This is a genomic window from Streptococcus cristatus (assembly GCF_019685515.1).
Taxonomy (GTDB): Bacteria; Bacillota; Bacilli; order Lactobacillales; family Streptococcaceae; genus Streptococcus.
The window spans coordinates 662781-679456 of the sequence record NZ_JABFFN010000001.1 but is presented as its reverse complement, the minus strand read 5'-3'; the positions used below and the strand labels follow the sequence as shown (position 1 = coordinate 679456).

At 41.8% G+C, this 16676-nt stretch carries 13 protein-coding genes; 2 read left to right on the top strand and 11 right to left on the bottom strand.

Features of this window, described 5'->3' with window-relative positions:
- Positions 1-92 precede the first annotated feature (92 nt).
- The 7 genes from tnpA to FOA33_RS03215 form a co-directional block, all read right to left on the bottom strand.
- Positions 93-557 (bottom strand): IS200/IS605 family transposase, encoded by a 465-nt coding sequence (gene tnpA, locus FOA33_RS03245; protein WP_084868919.1) that lies wholly within the window; start codon positions 555-557, stop codon positions 93-95.
- A gap of 181 nt (positions 558-738) precedes the next feature.
- On the bottom strand, positions 739-1608 hold the full coding sequence (gene gla / locus FOA33_RS03240; RefSeq protein ID WP_221160626.1) for an aquaglyceroporin Gla: 870 nt from the start codon (positions 1606-1608) through the stop codon (positions 739-741).
- A gap of 157 nt (positions 1609-1765) precedes the next feature.
- A complete protein-coding gene (locus FOA33_RS03235; RefSeq protein ID WP_221160625.1) occupies positions 1766-2932 on the bottom strand; it encodes an ATP-grasp domain-containing protein in 1167 nt (388 codons plus the stop codon).
- Positions 2933-2944: 12 nt separating this feature from the next.
- Positions 2945-3685, bottom strand: a complete 741-nt coding sequence (locus tag FOA33_RS03230; protein WP_221160624.1) for an esterase family protein — start codon at positions 3683-3685, stop codon at positions 2945-2947.
- 20 nt (positions 3686-3705) lie between these two features.
- On the bottom strand, positions 3706-4530 hold the full coding sequence (locus tag FOA33_RS03225) for an alpha/beta hydrolase (RefSeq protein WP_042767727.1): 825 nt from the start codon (positions 4528-4530) through the stop codon (positions 3706-3708).
- Between the two features lie 135 nt (positions 4531-4665).
- Positions 4666-5880, bottom strand: a complete 1215-nt coding sequence (gene thiI, locus FOA33_RS03220; protein WP_221160623.1) for a tRNA uracil 4-sulfurtransferase ThiI — start codon at positions 5878-5880, stop codon at positions 4666-4668.
- A gap of 8 nt (positions 5881-5888) precedes the next feature.
- A complete protein-coding gene (locus FOA33_RS03215) occupies positions 5889-7031 on the bottom strand; it encodes a cysteine desulfurase family protein (protein WP_221160622.1) in 1143 nt (380 codons plus the stop codon).
- A gap of 137 nt (positions 7032-7168) precedes the next feature.
- On the opposite strand from FOA33_RS03215, the gene FOA33_RS03210 reads away from it, so the two are divergent.
- Positions 7169-7594 carry a DUF6556 family protein gene (locus FOA33_RS03210; protein WP_213988410.1) on the top strand — a complete coding sequence of 142 codons (426 nt, stop codon included), beginning with the start codon at positions 7169-7171 and terminating at the stop codon, positions 7592-7594.
- 43 nt (positions 7595-7637) lie between these two features.
- On the opposite strand, the gene FOA33_RS03205 is transcribed toward FOA33_RS03210, so the two are convergent.
- Positions 7638-9944 (bottom strand): DNA translocase FtsK, encoded by a 2307-nt coding sequence (locus FOA33_RS03205; RefSeq protein WP_221160621.1) that lies wholly within the window; start codon positions 9942-9944, stop codon positions 7638-7640.
- Between the two features lie 640 nt (positions 9945-10584).
- On the opposite strand from FOA33_RS03205, the gene FOA33_RS03200 reads away from it, so the two are divergent.
- A complete protein-coding gene (locus tag FOA33_RS03200; protein ID WP_221160620.1) occupies positions 10585-12906 on the top strand; it encodes a hypothetical protein in 2322 nt (773 codons plus the stop codon).
- 104 nt (positions 12907-13010) lie between these two features.
- Here FOA33_RS03200 and FOA33_RS03195 read toward each other — a convergent pair whose 3' ends face one another.
- Genes FOA33_RS03195 through FOA33_RS03185 form a run of 3 tightly spaced genes read right to left on the bottom strand, consistent with a single transcriptional unit; the run spans position 13011 to position 16614 of the window.
- Positions 13011-14969: a PTS fructose transporter subunit IIABC gene (locus tag FOA33_RS03195; protein WP_221160619.1), complete on the bottom strand. Its 1959-nt coding sequence runs from the start codon at positions 14967-14969 to the stop codon at positions 13011-13013.
- Positions 14966-15877 (bottom strand): 1-phosphofructokinase, encoded by a 912-nt coding sequence (pfkB, locus tag FOA33_RS03190; RefSeq protein ID WP_221160618.1) that lies wholly within the window; start codon positions 15875-15877, stop codon positions 14966-14968. The genes FOA33_RS03195 and pfkB overlap by 4 nt, the downstream gene beginning before the upstream one ends.
- On the bottom strand, positions 15874-16614 hold the full coding sequence (locus tag FOA33_RS03185) for a DeoR/GlpR family DNA-binding transcription regulator (RefSeq protein ID WP_125454408.1): 741 nt from the start codon (positions 16612-16614) through the stop codon (positions 15874-15876). The genes pfkB and FOA33_RS03185 overlap by 4 nt, the downstream gene beginning before the upstream one ends.
- Positions 16615-16676 lie beyond the last annotated feature (62 nt).

Sequence of the window (16676 nt, the reverse complement as noted above, 5' to 3'; positions counted from 1 at the left end):
ATCACCAGCCAGCGCCTAAAGACGCTGGCTTTCACGTTGTTCAAGCCTTATTGCTCTTGACTCGTCACTTGCCTCTCAAAGAGGCCTTGGTACTACTTACCACTATCCCTAAAGGGATCCTCATATTCTTTTACACTTAATTTATCTAGTGCTATATCATGCTTTTCCTGCTCTTGAATATATTTCTTAATTGTGGATTCATTAAGCCCTACTGTGCTCACGTAGTAACCTTCTGCCCAAAAATGCCGGTTGCCAAACTTGTACTTGAGGTTGGCGTGTTTATCAAACATCATGAGTGCACTTTTGCCTTTTAAATAACCCATGAAACTTGAAACACTTATCCTTGGTGGAATACTTACTAACATATGTACATGATCAGGCATTAAGTGTCCTTCGATAATCTCTACACCTTTATAACTACATAATCGGTGGAATATTTCTCCCAAACTACTTCGATATGGATTATAAATGACTTTTCGTCTATACTTAGGGGTGAACACAATGTGATATTTACACATCCACTTTGTGTGTGATAAACTATGTGCCTTTTGTGCCATATTTTTCTCCTTTCGCTTTACAATTGGCTTGAACACCTTTATTGTATCGCGTTTGGAGTTTTTTGGGTATAACCTTCGACGCGCACCCGCATAGCAGGTGGTTTATTTGTCTCGCACCTAGCGGAGCGAGACGGACTAATAGTCACATAAGAAAAAAACTGGGTTTCCCCAGTTTCGTTTCTTATAGGTAAAGTAGTTTGAATAGTGCTACTGCTGCAATACCTGCTGCAATTGGAGCTACAACCGGAACCCAAGCATACCACCATTTTGAATCACCCTTGTGTTGACCAAGAACTGATTTTGGAAGGAGTTCGTGAAGAAGACGTGGTCCAAAGTCACGAGCCGGGTTCAAACCAGGTCCAGTAGGTCCACCGAGTGAAGTTACCAAGGCCATTACTAGGAAACCAAGTCCTAAATGAGCAACTGAAAGACCTGCTGCTGTGTGTGGTGCTATTTGAGCCTTAATAGCTAATTCAGAAAAGTCAACTGTTTGATTAGCCTGCGTTGCCATTTGCTTCATGTATTGCATTACTTCCGCACCAAAAAAGTTTTTAGTCATTCCTAGGGCTGCAAAGAACAGAATAAACGAACCGACAAACTCATTGATAAAACCATTTACACTTGCTGCGAAACGTGATTCTTTTGTACCGTGATCAACATTTGAAATCGTTGAGAAAGTACCCAAAATGTTATTAGAATTCTCCGTTTTCAAGTAGTAAGGACGGTGAGTTGCAACAACCATAGCTTGACCAAAAATCGCTCCTAAAACTTGCGCAAGGATATAATATGGTACTTGTTCCCAAGGGAAAAGTCCACTCACAGCAAGTCCAAGTGTGAAGGCTGGGTTGATATGGTTACCAGATACATTACCGAACATCAAGGCTGGGATCATAACCCCCATACCGTAACCAACTGCGATAACGAGCCAGCCACTTTGGTGACCTTTCGTACCTTTAAGTTCAACGTTAGCAACTGCACCATTACCAAGAATGACCAAAATGGCAGTTCCCAAAAATTCAGTGGCATATTTAATAGCCCATGTAAAATCCATTTGATAGATTCTCCTTAAATTTTTTTAGACAATCCTTATTCTATCAATTTTTAGGCCTTTTAGCAATATCTTTTCTAAAAGAATCTATGGAAAACGCTTTATTTAACTTATCTTTAAGAAAAGGACAAAAGAAGTCAAACTCCTTTCATCCTTTTCATTAGTCTTGACGTTGACCAAAGTCTGCAATCATCTGCTCCATCTCTTGGCGACTCGGAGTGGTCAACATATAAAGGTAGTCACCTTGTAGCTCTGCAAAGGCTGCTGGCATGATTTTTTTGACCTTGAATTGCTGACTGTATTTAGCAAGAAGGTCCTCTTCTGAATAGACATAGTTTGCATTGGCACGACGTGATGTAGCTAGACAGTATTGAGGTTCAAACTCTGATGCTGGGAACTCTTCACCTGCGACAATCGCTGCATAGCCTCGGTAGAGATCTAAGGAGTGAGCGAAGTTATAAACATCAATGGTAAAGCCACCCGCAGGACGGTTATTGTACTCAATGGCAATGTAGTCGTCCCCATCACGGAAGAACTCGATATGGAAAAAGCGCTCTTTCATACCAAATTCTTTGACAATAGCCTCACCGTACTTGCGCAGTTTTGGATCCATATCCTTGAGAACATAATAGGCATTATCCATCTTGTAGAGCATGAGATCCAGTGGTGTATGGGCATAATCGAAAGTCGTTGAAAAGACGATATCGCCATCCTTGTCCACAAGTCCGTCAAAAGTACAGATTTCGCTAGAAGTAACAAATTTTTCAAAGAAATACACGGTTGAATGATCCCATTCAGCCTTAAAGTGATTTACATCTTCTTCTGTCTCAAGCTTAAAGGTTGCTGCTGCTCCCACTCCATTATCAGGTTTGGCAATCATTGGTAGGCCAATCATCTCAACTGCTTGGTCCACATCTGCTTCCGTCTGGATAACAGCACCAGGTACCACAGGGACGCCTGCTTTTTTGAAAAGTTTCTTCATTTCAGACTTAAACTTGGTCTTTCTGAGATCCTCTGGTTTGGCACCAAAGACATTAAATTGCTCACGAAGTGTTGCGTCCAGCTCAAGCCAGTATTCATTGTGGGACTCGATGCGGTCGATTGGTCCATGCTTGTAGAACAGAAAGGCAACAGCACGTTTGACTTCGTCTATGTTTTCAAGATTATCTACACGGAAATACTCAGTCAGGCTATTGCGCAAAGGTTCATCAAGTTGTTCGTAGGGCTCCTGACCAATTCCCAAAACGGTGATGCCTTTATTGGCTAGCTCGATGGTAAACTGTTGGAAGTTTTGCGGATAGTAGGGAGAAATAACAAGGTAATTCATAGGCAACTCCTTTTATAGATACAGGTGTCCAAGAAAATAGGGTATTTGTTTGCGCCACCATTCCCAGTCGTGGGCGACATCGTGTCCCCATTCAGCAAACCAGGCTGGAATTTGTTTCTGGTCAAAGGCTTCTTTGAGCTTGTAGAAGGATGGCAGACCATCTTGTTCCCAGGCACCAAGGCCCGTACAGACGACGATTTCTGCCTGACGGTAACGATCAATAAACCAGCCGTCGTTTTGATTCCAGATATAATCTACTGGCGAATTTTGGTAAATAGCATCATCATTGAAGTAATCGCCAACAAAGAAACGCGCGTCGTAAACACCACTGAGGGCAATCACCTTGGTAAAGACATCTGGATGCTGGAGGAAGAAATTAAGTGCATGGTAGGCCCCCATCGAGCAACCTGTCGTCATCATGCCATCAAACCAACCTGTCTTGTGCTTGATAAAAGGAATGGCCTCCTCAATCACGTAGCGTTCGTAGGCACGATGCATCTCTGCTTGGTCATGACCATTTTTCCAAGTAGCCAACCAGCTCTCACTGTCCACACTGGATAGCGTAAAGAACTGGACGCGCCCCTCCTCGATAAAGGAAGCACAAGCGTCAATCATGCCAAAATCATAGTATTCGTTGTGACTGCCACCAGATGAAGCAAAAACCATAACTGGAATTCCAGCATGTCCGTAACGGTTAAGGTACATTTCACGATTAAGATTGCCACTCCAGTGGCTGAGGTTTTCAATATGCATTGGCTTTCTCCTTTCCTAACTTACCATTTCTCTGCAAAAAATCGGAGACAGTCTGGTAAATTTTCCGACCATGGAATCTCACTATGGATGGCGCCAGACTGAACTTTCAAGACAAGATTATCCAAGCCTACTCCACCTGCAATCAAATCATGGTAATAGCGAAGCGACGAGTCGATATAGGCTTGCTTGATATTACCAGCCATCAGAGTCTTGTCTGTATCATCTGCTTCTTCTGTTCCTACATAGATGAAAATGCGCTGTTCAGGCGATAATTTCTTGCGCTCGATATAGCGGTTAAAAGCTTCTTGGTGAAGCCAGTTGGCAGATGAAAAGACACCTAGACAACCAATTCGGTCTTGGTACTCTAGTCCGATAAACTGGGTAATATTGCCTCCTAGAGACGAACCAATCATAGCCGTGTGCTGGCGATCAGCTTTGGTACGATAGGTTTCATCGATAAAAGGCTTGACCACCTCCATGACAAACTCGGCATACTCCACACCCTTACCACCAAACTGCTGGCCTGGGATAGGAGATTCTTGAAACTTCCAAGCCGCATACTCATTCATCCGTCCCATACCATCATTGTCAATAGCAACAACAATCATGCGACTGATGTCAGGATTTCGCTTAATGGCTGGAATGATCTTCCATGAGTGTCCGATATAGGACTCCTTGCTGTAAAAGACATTTTGCCCATCATGAAAGTAAACAACAGGGTAAAAACGGTCTGTGTCTTTCTCGTAGTCCTTTGGCAGGAGCACACGCACACGACGCTCTTTTCCTGTATAAGGAACCTTGAGTTTGTGTTCTTTCATTTTTAAGTAAAAGTAGGAATGATTCATTGTCAGAAAACTCTCTATATTCAAAATTTTATCTCATTATACCATAAAAATAGAAAAAAAGTCAGTAAATGTCCATTTTAAGGATAAATAACTAACTCTTTCATTTATTTTTCTGAATTCTTCTGGATTTTCTGATTAGAGGAGATTGTCAATCAAGTTATCGACTTCATCTTTTTCAGCTCGAGGTGTAATCTCAGTAATCATGATACCAGCCACTGCTCGCTCAACCAAACCTTCAACATCCATACGTGCTTCATACTGCTCTGCATTCTTAATTTTAGGATTGGTCTTAGGACGATCAGGCGCAAAAATAGTACAGCAGTCTTCAAACGGTTGGATAGAAATATCAAAGGTATCGATTTCCTGGGCGATGTCAATGATTTCCAACTTGTCCATAGTAACCACAGGGCGGATGATGGGAGTGTTAGTCACAGCGTTGATAGCCTGCATGCTTTCCAAGGTCTGGCTAGCTACTTGACCAAGACTTTCCCCATTGATGATAACTAAACCATTTCGTACCTCACGGATACGGTCGGTAATGCGCATCATAAAACGACGAGTCAAGGTCATGAGGTAGGCTTCTGGCGCCTTAGCCTTGATTTCCTCTTGAATCTCTGTGAAAGGCACTTCGATAAACTGGATATTGCCGCCAAACTTGGTTAATTTACGAGTCAAATCTTGGGCTTTTTTGAGAGCACCTGGACTCGTGTAAGGTGGGCTGGCAAAGTGAACGGCTTCAATATCTACTCCACGTTTAAGGGCTAGATAACCTGCCACAGGCGAGTCAATCCCCCCTGATAACATGAGCATACCCTTACCAGAAGTCCCCACAGGCAAGCCACCTGCTCCTCGAATGGTTTCATAGGAAAGATAAGCCGCTTCCTCACGAATCTCCACCTGAAGATTGATGTCCGGATTTTTCATTTGAGCTTGGACATTTGGAATTGCTTCAAATACAGCTCCTCCAAGTGTTTGGTTGAGTTCACGACTGTCGAGTTCAAAGTTGTGGTCGCTACGCTTACTAGAAATCTTAAAGGTCATGCCTTCCTTGTAGATATCTTTCATAATCTCTTGGACAGAAGACTTCAGAACTTCTACAGACTTTTCAACTTTATATGCTGGAGAAAAATTTTGAATCCCAAAGACTTGTTTGAGAGATTCTGCTACTGCTGTGTAGTCGGCTCCATTCAGGTAAGCGTGAGCACGGTCGCGATCCGCAGTTACCTTAACTTGGGGATAGATGGACAAAACGTCCGAAATATTATTGCGAAGTTTATTGATGAACCGCATACGGTTTTTACCCTTGGTTGACAACTCTCCGTAGCGAATCATAATTTCTGAATACTGCATGAATGCTCCTATCTTACTTTTCTAGTTTGATTGTAAATTAATTTTAGCTTGGTCAAAAACTGCTCAACCTGACTCATATCATTTTCAAGATCTAGGCTTAGGCGTACAGCTGACTGGGCCTTATCTTTGTCCACTCCCATGGCAATCAAGGTCCCCGCAGGTTTTCCTGCCTTGGACGAACAAGCAGAGGTTGTGGAAATGAAAATATCATAGTCTTCAAAGGCGTGAACGATGACTTCACCACGAACACCCTTAATCCCAAAAGTCAGGATATGAGGGGCAAAGTCTTCCTCATCTGAAAAGACAAAAATATCTGGATAATCCAGAAGCGCTTGACGAATGACTGCCTTCATCTGCCCTGTCTTACTAGCAAAGATATCTAACTTTTCCATAGACAAACGGAGGGCCTTGGCTGTCGCTGCAATTCCTGCCACATTTTCAGTTGTCGAACGATAATCACGCTCTTGACCACCACCTGTCAAAAGAGGCGTAATTTTCTTACCAGACTTGATATAGACAAAGCCAACACCTCTAACACCATGAAATTTATGACTTGAGAAGGTCGCAAAATCTACACGATCTGTCAGATATTTTTCAGTCGGAATCTTAGCGAGTGCCTGAACTGCATCAACGTGGAAGGAAATAGTTGGCTTGTCTTCCAACAGTTCTGAGATAGCCTCAATAGGCTGAATAGACCCAATTTCATTGTTTACTGCCATAATGGAGATGAGGGTCGTATCAGGTCGTATCAAAGCTCCTAGAGCCTCAACATCCACAAACCCTCTGCTATCAACTGGAGCAAAATCCACCTCAAAACCTTGACTTTTCAGCCAGAGGGCTGATTCCTTGACTGCTGGATGTTCAATGGCTGATACGATGATGTGCTTGCCAAACTGGGCTTTTTCGAAGGCCACACCTTTGATGACCCAGTTATCCCCTTCTGTTCCTCCAGAAGTAAAGAAGATTTCATCACTCTTCTTGCCAATCAAATCTGCAATTTGCTGACGGGAAGCATCTAAAATTCGTGTCGCCTGGTCTCCCAAACGATGGAGACTGGATGGATTTCCCACAATTTTCGAAGCGACCTGAGTATAAGTTTCAAGTGCTTCAGGATAAGGCTTGGTCGTTGCCGAATTATCAAAGTAGATCATGTTTTCTCACGCTTTCTAAAATCACTTCTTCTATTGTATCATGAAACGAAGCTTGCGACAAGAAAGGGCAAGTCCTCTTTTTTTAAGATTTTTTTAAAGAAATGAGGTATAATAAATCATAATTAAAGGAGAGTATCATGTCTAACTATCATAGAACTTCAAAACCAAAAACTGAGCATATCAAAAAGGGGTTTACTGTCTTTCAAAAAACGATTGCTACCATCGGTAGTATCCTTGGCCTAATCACCGCTACTATCACCATCATGAACGCCATGGATAATAACAAAAACAACAAAAAAGAACCGACGACAACCCAAACAACTGTTGTCAAGGAAATTCAAAAAGAAGCCCCTCAGGAGAATACTACTCCTAACAAGGACAACACTTCCACTAAAGAAAATACCTTGCAGGAAGAAACTCCTCAATCCAATAAAAAGGAGGAGCAAAAAGAAGAGAAGAAAACAACAACTCAGGATTCTTCTACACCTTCCTCAACAAAAGAAACAACTGATAGTGGAAACTCGTCCAAAACGACTAGTTCCGAAAACAAAAGCAATCAATAACTACTAAAATAGCTTCCTTCCAGCTTTGGAAAGAAGCTATTTTTTATTGTTGCAATACTTTTCGTGGTTTGGTTCCCTCAGCTGGACCGATGACACCTGCCATTTCGAGTTCTTCCATAAGGCGGGTCGCACGGTTAAATCCAACTGACAAACGACGCTGAATCATCGAGGCACTGGCTTTCTGCGTCTCGATAACCAGAGCCTTAGCTTCTTCAAAAAGCGGATCGCCGCCAGCTTCACCATCTGAAAATTCTCCTTCATTTTCAGAAACCTCACCTGGATCAAAACTCTCATCGTAGTCTGCATCCGCCTGAGCCTTGATGAAGTTTACGATGCGCTCGACATCGTCATCTGAGATAAAGGATCCTTGCAGACGGACTGGGTGATTTTCATCGATTGGTTTAAAGAGCATGTCTCCTCGACCAAGCAGTTTTTCAGCTCCATTTTCATCCAAGATGGTTCGTGAATCTGTACCCGATGAAACTGCAAAAGCCACACGAGAGGGGACATTGGCCTTGATAAGACCAGAGATAACATCGACTGATGGACGTTGCGTTGCGAGAATCATGTGAATCCCTGCGGCACGCGCCTTCTGTCCGAGACGAATGATGGCATCTTCCACTTCCTTGCTAGCCACCATCATGAGGTCTGCCAACTCATCTACAATGACAACAATTAAAGGCAGCGGTACTTGTTTGTACTCAGACTGGCTATTAAATTCCTCGACCTTAGCATTGTAGCCAGCGATATTTCGTACTCCAACCTTAGCAAAGAGTTCATAACGGTTTTCCATCTCATCCACAACCTTTTGCAGAGCCTTGCTGGCCTTGCGTGGATTGGTCACAACTGGAATCAAGAGATGGGGAATATCATTGTAAACCGATAACTCAACCATCTTAGGATCGACCATCATAAACTTGACCTGGTCGGGTCTTGCCTTCATGAGAATGCTCGCGATAATACCATTAACTGCGACTGACTTCCCTGATCCTGTCGAACCTGCAACGAGTAGGTGGGGCATCTTGGAAAGGTCAAAGGTGCGAGCAGTTCCATTAACCGCCTTCCCTAGAGGAATTTCGAGGAGATTTTCTGGCTTAGTCTGAGACTGTTCCCAGAGTTCACGGAAGGAGACGGTTGCAATCTCAGAGTTAGGCACTTCGATTCCGACTAGGGATTTACCAGGAATCGGAGCCTCAATCCGAACATCCTTGGCTGCTAGAGCTAGCGCTAAGTCGTCTGCCAGATTGGAAATGCGGTTAACCCGTACACCTACTGCTGGTTTGACTTCATACTTGGTAACTGATGGTCCAATTTCAGCTCGTTCAACCGTCACCTTGATACCAAAGCTGGCAAAGGTTTCTTCTAAGATTTTGATATTTTCTCGAACAATCTTCTTTTCCTTGGACTGATCTTTGGGTTTATCTGGCGCGAAGAGTTGCAAGCTTGGTAGCTTGTATTCAAGGGCTTCCTTAGCAGAAAAATCAACCTGCACCTCTTCATCCTCAAAATCTTCTTTCTCGTCTGGAACTTCAACGTCAGCTTGAGGAAGGATAATCTCGGGTTCACTCCATTCTTTTTCAGGAATTGGTGGAAGATCATAGTCTGGAACTTCTGGTAAGATTTCTCCAGTTTCAGGATCTACAGGAGGAAGCGGTAGTGCATCCTGTTCTTCTTGTTCTCTCTTGATTCTTGCTGCTTCTTCAGCTTCTTGACGAGCCTTCTCTTCTTCTTTCTTGATGAAGCGTTCCTGTTTTCTCTGTTCCTGTTTTCCCATGAAGGATCTAAACTGAGCTCCAATAAAGGCTGCAACATCATAAATAGACCAGGGACTAACCAAGAGTGCCCCAACTAGAATCAAAAGAACTCCAATAAAGTACGATCCGATATTGGAGAAAAGAAAGGCTATGGGGAGATAAAGTCCAACACCTAGCAGGCCTCCACCAGCGAAGCTCGTCACACGCATACCAGTCAGATCCGTCATAACTTGAGCCAAGGTCCCTTTTAGAACTGACTGCTCCAAACCAAACTTCCAGACAAGATAGGCCTCAAAAATCAAGAGCAAGCCAGCGAAGATACAGAGAAAGCCTGACAGAAGCCCCTCCTGCTTGCGTATCCATTTAAAAAGAAAAAGATAGATGAGGAGGCCGCCTATAGCCACATAGGCTAAACTTCCGACTAACAGTCGAATGAGATTGTAAAGAGTGATACCAACTGCACCTAGTTTGAGGGCTGCAAAGATTAATAATAAGGCAATCCCTAAGGAAATCAACATCCTCTGGATAGCCTGCTTTCTTTCGAGTTCTGCTTTAGACGGTCTCCGTCTTGTTTTACTTGTATTCTTGTTTGCCATGCTTCTATTATACCATATTTCACAGTCATTTCGAAAAAGGTCCATATTCTCCTTGGATAGTTCAGTATTAAGAGATTAAAATAAAATTTTCTTATCCATAGTTTCCCTCCCTAAGCAATTTCAGAACATCTTTTGGCTAGCTTTTACAATCTACCTGACTGTTCATCAGAAAAAGAAGATATGCAAAATTTTGAAATTTTGATATAATAAAACTATCAAAAAGTAAAGGAATGATTAGTATGAACGTAATCACAGCTCACAGCTCACAGCTCACAGCTCACAGCTCACAGCTCACAGCTCACAGCTCACAGCTCACAGCTCACAGCTCACAGCTCACAGCTCACAGCTCACAGCTCACAGCTCACAGCTCACAGCTCACAGCTCACAGCTCACAGCTCACAGCTCACAGCTCACAGCGCTCACAGCTCACAGCTCACAGCTCACAGCTCACAGCTCACAGCTCACAGCTCACAGCTCACAGCTCACAGCTCACAGCTCACAGCTCACAGCTCACAGCTCACGCTGATTATGTAATCGGACGTGTTTTTTGTCAACCCCTAAAACAGACTTTTTCACATTTTTGTGAGAAGGTCTTTTCTGTTGTTTCTCAACTCAATGAGTTGATTGTTGGAGGTGTAAAATGACACCTCTAGCTATTGATAGAAGTTGGCAATCTGGAAATGAAAGAGCTGACAATGTATTTTTCTGGAGAAATTTCGGTTTTGATGAAAAAGATATTTTAATTGAAAATACTGATGGTATCATTAACGGAGCTCTGTTTGAATTTAAAAATAGCATTGCTGATCTTAATGCTGTACTTGTTCAAGCTATACACTATCTGTCTAAATTAAGGATTAAAGGTGGTATTCCTATACCAAGCAAAATCGTTTTAGTTGATATTAATAAAAATCGTGCTAGTGTTTATGATGCAACTAAATATCGTTTAGAAATTTTACAAAATTATACGAATAGTGCATCAAAAAATGTACATCAGAATACTTTAAAAGATGCTACTAATCCTGAAAAAGTAATTGAATTTGATATTTTTCAACCAAAAAGCCCTAAAAATCGTGAATTGCGTGAATTATTCCAAATAAACGAGTATCAAAAATTTGAAATTGATTTTCCAAATATTTTAGGATGGGCGAACTACATATATCGTCACGATAAAACAACAACAAAATCTCAAATGTTTGAGATGCTAAGACAACCATCTAATTCAATAGTCGAAAACTATATCTTGCCTTGGAATGGAGACGAAAGTGATTTTGAAACCGTGATGGACGCCTTAAATGATCCTGCAAATAGAAAAGACCTAGGAGCGTTTTATACACCGTTACCTTATGTTAAAGAAGCAACTAAACTTGTTCGTCAAGCTATTAGCAGTCTTCCTAAAGATTTGGACTATGTTATTTTGGATAGATGTGCTGGTACAGGAGCATTAGAGCATTATTTAACCGAAGAAGAGTTAAGCCATGTTGTCTTAAATACTTATGAAATCAAAGAATGGCTTGTTTTGTATAATAAATATATTGGAAAGGTGAGGGCTATCATACCACCGCTTTCGATGGTAAAAGCTGTTAAGGGAAACTTAGTGACAGGTGGTGATGCTTTGGCAGAAGATTTCTTGTCAATTCCAATGGAAACAGATGGAAAACATAATACATTACAAGAAATCATAGATGACAAGGATGTTGTAATTATTGGTTATGAAAATCCACCTTATTCTAGCGAGTTAGCCCGTGCTCAAGAAGGAAATATTAAATCTAAAGATAAATACAGCTATATAAGAAAATTGATGTCCGATGAATTTACTGGGGATAGTAGTCATGCAAAAGATTTACTCAATCAATTTGTTTGGTCGTTTGAGAAGTATTTTATGAGAAACGAACATGATTATTACATCCTATTTGCACCAGTAAAGTATTGGAAGTCTGTAGGATTAATGAAAAAAACTTTCGTTGATGGATTTTTAGCAAATAGAGGGAATTTTAAAGCACAAGAAAGTTCTGTTTTAGTCGCACAATGGAAGAATGAAGTTGATACCATAACAGAAAGTTTAACTGTTCCAGCTAAAGAGATTTGGAAAGATGATAAAAAGTGGGGAACTGGAAAAGGGGCTGCAGTCATTGATGTACCTGAGGATGCTATTCTTAAAGATGTGAAGCATGTCACTATAAGAAAAGTATACAAAACGCTAGGAGAATATTACTCTAAAAAGGTAAAAGCAGATGTATTATCTAAAATTGCTACTGGCTACGATGGTAGAGAAGTGCCATTGAAAAGCTATGGGAAACCTGTTTATAATGACAATATTTTAGCGGTTATAGAAGCCAGTGGTTTTGGTACTACTCCGCAGGATATACGAATGACTAGAATTGCTATATATCATGGACGAGGTAGTCAAGTTAGAACAACTAATTATGCAGAGCAGACAGCTTTGTTTGTTGCCAAGCAGTATCCTCAAAGAAACTGGTATGAAAGAGATATTTACTATACAACTGCTGACAAAGGGGATTTGTATAAAAAGGATATAAATTTTCTCAGAAAATCTACATTATGGACTTGTATATCTCAAAAAAATCATTGTTTAAGCTTCCATGGTTCTGATGGGAAATTTTACAATAACGAGATGTGCTTAGATGAGAACTCTCTAGTCCGTAAAGAATTAGTCGAACAAGAAAAATATGGGAAACTTGATAGAGCGGACTTAATGTTGTTAGGTGTCTTCGATGAATTACTTGAACTAGTCAAAGATACTCAAGAATACAATCCGGAATACAATTATGGCACTTATCAAATTGAATTAGAGATAAACACATCATACAAAGATAGTAATGATAAAAAGATATTCAACAATGAAAAAGTTAACACTAAACTAAAAGAGCTTAAGAAAAGATTAGCTGAATACTACGAAAATGAGCTTGAAAGTAAATTATTTGAGTATGAACTATTGAAATAGTGAGAAGACGATTTCCAAACGGAAATCGTCTTTTTCGATATTGTTGAAGTACTACATCTTGTGGTTGGTGTAAACAGATATATAGTTCCCTAAATTTACTTGACTTATTTCACTGCTTGTGGTTTGCGTAGGTAACCATAAACCACACCACTTACAATTGCACCAACCAAGACAGAGGCAAGGTAAAGGAGGGCATTTGAAGTAAGGGCGATAACGAAGATTCCTCCGTGTGGTGCCATGAGTTTGATACCTGCAAGACCAACAAGTCCTCCTGCTACTGCAGAACCAAGGATGAAGCTTGGAATCGCACGAGCTGGGTCTGCGGCACCAAATGGGATCGCTCCTTCAGTGATAAATGACAAGCCCATGATGATGTTTGTCAAACCAGAGTTACGTTCTTCTTTGGTAAATTTATCTTTAAAGAGCAGAGTTGCGACAAAGATAGCAAGTGGTGGCACCATTCCTCCAGCCATAACTGCTGCCATAGCTACAGAACCACCTGAAGAAACAGTCGCTGCAAGCGTACCTGTACCAAAGACATAGGCAGCTTTGTTGACTGGTCCACCCATGTCGACAGCCATCATTCCACCAAGAACGATACCGAGAAGGACAGCTGAACCTCCTCCAAGGCCGCCAAGGAACTCATTCATAGCCGTGTTGATTGCTGCCATTGGGATGTTGACAGCCAGCATGACAAATCCTGTCAAGATTGTTCCAAGAAGTGGCAAGAGAAGGATTGATTTAGCCCCTTCAAGTGAACGAGGAACTTTAACGTATTTCTTGATAGCAAGAACCAAGGCTCCTGCGATAAATCCACCAACAAGGGCACCTAGGAAACCAGATGAGACACCTGCAAGTGTTGAAGTTGCTTCTCCTCCTGCAGCATAAGGGATTTTACCAAAAGCAAAACCTTCTTTGGCAATAGCACCAGCCACAAAACCCGCTACCAAACCTGGTTTTTCAGCGATAGAGTAGGCAACGTATCCTGCAAAAACTGGCAGCATCAAGCCAAAGGCTGCTCCACCAATTTTCATGAACATGGAAGCTAGCTCATGGTAGGATCCGAGATTGCCAAGACTATCCTGTGGCACACCCAAAGCGCCATCAATCAAGAAGGCAAGGGCAATCATGATACCACCACCAATAACGAATGGCAACATTTGTGATACACCACTCATCAAGTGTTTGTAGAAGGCACCACCGATACTTTGTTTTTCATTAGATGCTGTTGCAGCTTTTGCTCCATTAGCAGCACGGTAGATTTCAGCATCTCCTGAAAGAGCCAAGTTAATCAACTCTTCTGTCTTACGGATACCGTCTGCAACTGGACGGTTAACTAAAGATTTTCCATCGAAACGATCCATCTCAACAGCCTTGTCAGCTGCGATGATAACAGCTTTAGCCTTACGGATGTCCTCTGCTGTCAGTTGATTTCCAACACCGCTGGCACCATTAGTCTCAACCTTGATCCCAACACCCATTTCAGCAGCTACTTTTTGAAGGGCCTCTTGGGCCATATAAGTGTGGGCGATACCTGTTGTACAAGCTGTAACAGCTACGATAAAGTCGCCAGAGTCATTAGCAGGTACTTGAACAGGTTCCTCAGTTTTTTCTGAAGCTTGGTCAAAGAGTTCAATGACTTGGTCAGCTGATGTTGCTTGACGAAGTTTGTCTGCAAAACCATCTTTCATCAAGTATTGAGACAATTCTGCCAAGGCTGCCAAGTGGGTATCATTGGCACCTTCTGGTGCCGCAATCATGAAGAAGAGATCTGTTGGTTGCCCATCCAAACTCTCATAGTCAACACCCTTGTTTGACTTAGCAAAGAGAACAGTCGCTTCTTTGACAGCAGAGTTCTTGCTGTGAGGCATAGCAATTCCGTCACCCAGACCAGTGGAAGTGAGAGCTTCACGCGCTAAAATTCCTTCTTTAAAGGTTTCAAAATCTGTCACATAACCGTGATCTACCAAGCTATGAATCATCTCTTCGATAGCTGCTGTTTTTTCAGTTGCTTGCAAATCCAGCAACATGACATCTTTTCTCAATAGGTCTTGAATTTTCATCGTTTTTCTACCTCAACTTTTTCATAAGTTTCTTTTATAAATGCTGCAGTTGCCAAGTCATCAGAAAAAGTAGTTGCTGTCCCACAAGCCACTCCCCATTTGAAGGCCTCTACTGCGTCTTTTGATTTGACAAATTCACCGGTAAATCCAGCAACCATAGAGTCACCAGCACCAACTGAATTTTTCACTGTTCCTTTGATAGGTTTTGCGAAGTAAGCTCCCTCAGATGTTACAAGAAGGGCACCGTCACCAGCCATAGAGATAATGACGTTTTGAGCACCTTTAGCCAGTAACTCACGAGCATATTTCTCAATTTGGTCCAAACTTTCGAGTTCAACCCCAAAAATCGCTCCAAGTTCATGATTGTTTGGTTTAACCAAAAGTGGCTGATAGTCCAAACTATCAATCAAGGTCTGTCCTTCAAAGTCACAAACGACTTGCGCACCCGTCTGACGCGTCAAGGCAATCAAATCCTTATAGATAACATTGCCTAGATTTTTAGCACTTGAACCCGCAAATACAACCGTGTCTTCTGCAGTCAAACTAGACAAAATAGCTTTCAATTCTTCTAACTGGGCTGGTTCCACATTTGGACCCGTTCCGTTGATTTCTGTCTCTTGGTCTGCTTTGATTTTAACATTGATACGAGTATCTTCTGACACTCGGACAAAACGTGTTTCAATTTGCTCTTCTGCCAGAGTATCTGTGATAAATTTACCAGTAAAACCTCCGATAAATCCCGTCGCTGTATTTGGTATATCCAAACGTTTCAAGACACGACTGACATTAATTCCTTTACCACCAGCAAATTTATCATCACTGTCCATACGATTGACACTACCGACTTGGACTTGGTCCAAACGCACGATATAATCAATAGATGGATTTAGTGTGACTGTATAAATCATACTTCTATTACCTCCGTTTTCTCCTTAATAGCCTGCAAGAGCTCATGCCCTTGACTTGTGATAACGATAGCGCGTTTGAGTGGTGCTACCTTGGCAAAGCAAGTTTGTCCAATTTTTGACGAATCGACCAAGACATAGGTCTGTTTGGCATTCTCCAAAATAGCACGCTTCACAGCTCCCTCCTCCATATCTGGAGTCGTATAATAACCATCGTCTACACCATTCATCCCGATAAAGGCACGATCAAAGTGCAATTGGTTAATCTGGTTGAGAGCAACGCCCCCGATGCTAGCATCTGTCGCCATCTTGACACTTCCTCCAACCATGACAGTTGGAATCTGCTTTTCAACCAACTGAACGGCATGGTGAATAGAGTTGGTCACAACTGTAACATTCTTATTAACCAATTCATGAATCAAAAATGCTGTCGTTGTTCCAGCATCGATAAAGATGACATCTTGTTCCTTAATGAGAGAGGCTGCTTTCTGAGCCAACAACTTCTTCTCTTGAAGGTTTTTGACAGATTTTTCTTGAATGGTTTCTTCTTCCTGCAAGGAGTGGGGTAATTCTGCTCCACCATGCACACGACGAAGCTTGTTTTCTGCTTCCAACTCATCCAAGTCTCTTCGAACCGTTGATTCTGAGGTCTCTAGCAAACTAACTAATTTTTCTAGAGAAACTACATGATGTTGATTTAACTCCTCTAAAATCAGTTGCTTCCGCTCTGTTTTTAACACTGAATCACCTCCTGTTATCGTTTACACTATTCATTCTATCACACTTTATTTCAAAGTCAAGC

Bases quoted from the DNA above. Each gene is read 5' to 3' on its own strand.
- tnpA (WP_084868919.1), bottom strand. From the start codon at position 557: ATGGCACAAAAGGCACATAGTTTATCACACACAAAGTGGATGTGTAAA.
- gla (WP_221160626.1), bottom strand. From the start codon at position 1,608: ATGGATTTTACATGGGCTATTAAATATGCCACTGAATTTTTGGGAACT.
- FOA33_RS03235 (WP_221160625.1), bottom strand. From the start codon at position 2,932: ATGAATTACCTTGTTATTTCTCCCTACTATCCGCAAAACTTCCAACAG.
- FOA33_RS03230 (WP_221160624.1), bottom strand. From the start codon at position 3,685: ATGCATATTGAAAACCTCAGCCACTGGAGTGGCAATCTTAATCGTGAA.
- FOA33_RS03225 (WP_042767727.1), bottom strand. From the start codon at position 4,530: ATGAATCATTCCTACTTTTACTTAAAAATGAAAGAACACAAACTCAAG.
- thiI (WP_221160623.1), bottom strand. From the start codon at position 5,880: ATGCAGTATTCAGAAATTATGATTCGCTACGGAGAGTTGTCAACCAAG.
- FOA33_RS03215 (WP_221160622.1), bottom strand. From the start codon at position 7,031: ATGATCTACTTTGATAATTCGGCAACGACCAAGCCTTATCCTGAAGCA.
- FOA33_RS03210 (WP_213988410.1), top strand. From the start codon at position 7,169: ATGTCTAACTATCATAGAACTTCAAAACCAAAAACTGAGCATATCAAA.
- FOA33_RS03205 (WP_221160621.1), bottom strand. From the start codon at position 9,944: ATGGCAAACAAGAATACAAGTAAAACAAGACGGAGACCGTCTAAAGCA.
- FOA33_RS03200 (WP_221160620.1), top strand. From the start codon at position 10,585: ATGACACCTCTAGCTATTGATAGAAGTTGGCAATCTGGAAATGAAAGA.
- FOA33_RS03195 (WP_221160619.1), bottom strand. From the start codon at position 14,969: ATGAAAATTCAAGACCTATTGAGAAAAGATGTCATGTTGCTGGATTTG.
- pfkB (WP_221160618.1), bottom strand. From the start codon at position 15,877: ATGATTTATACAGTCACACTAAATCCATCTATTGATTATATCGTGCGT.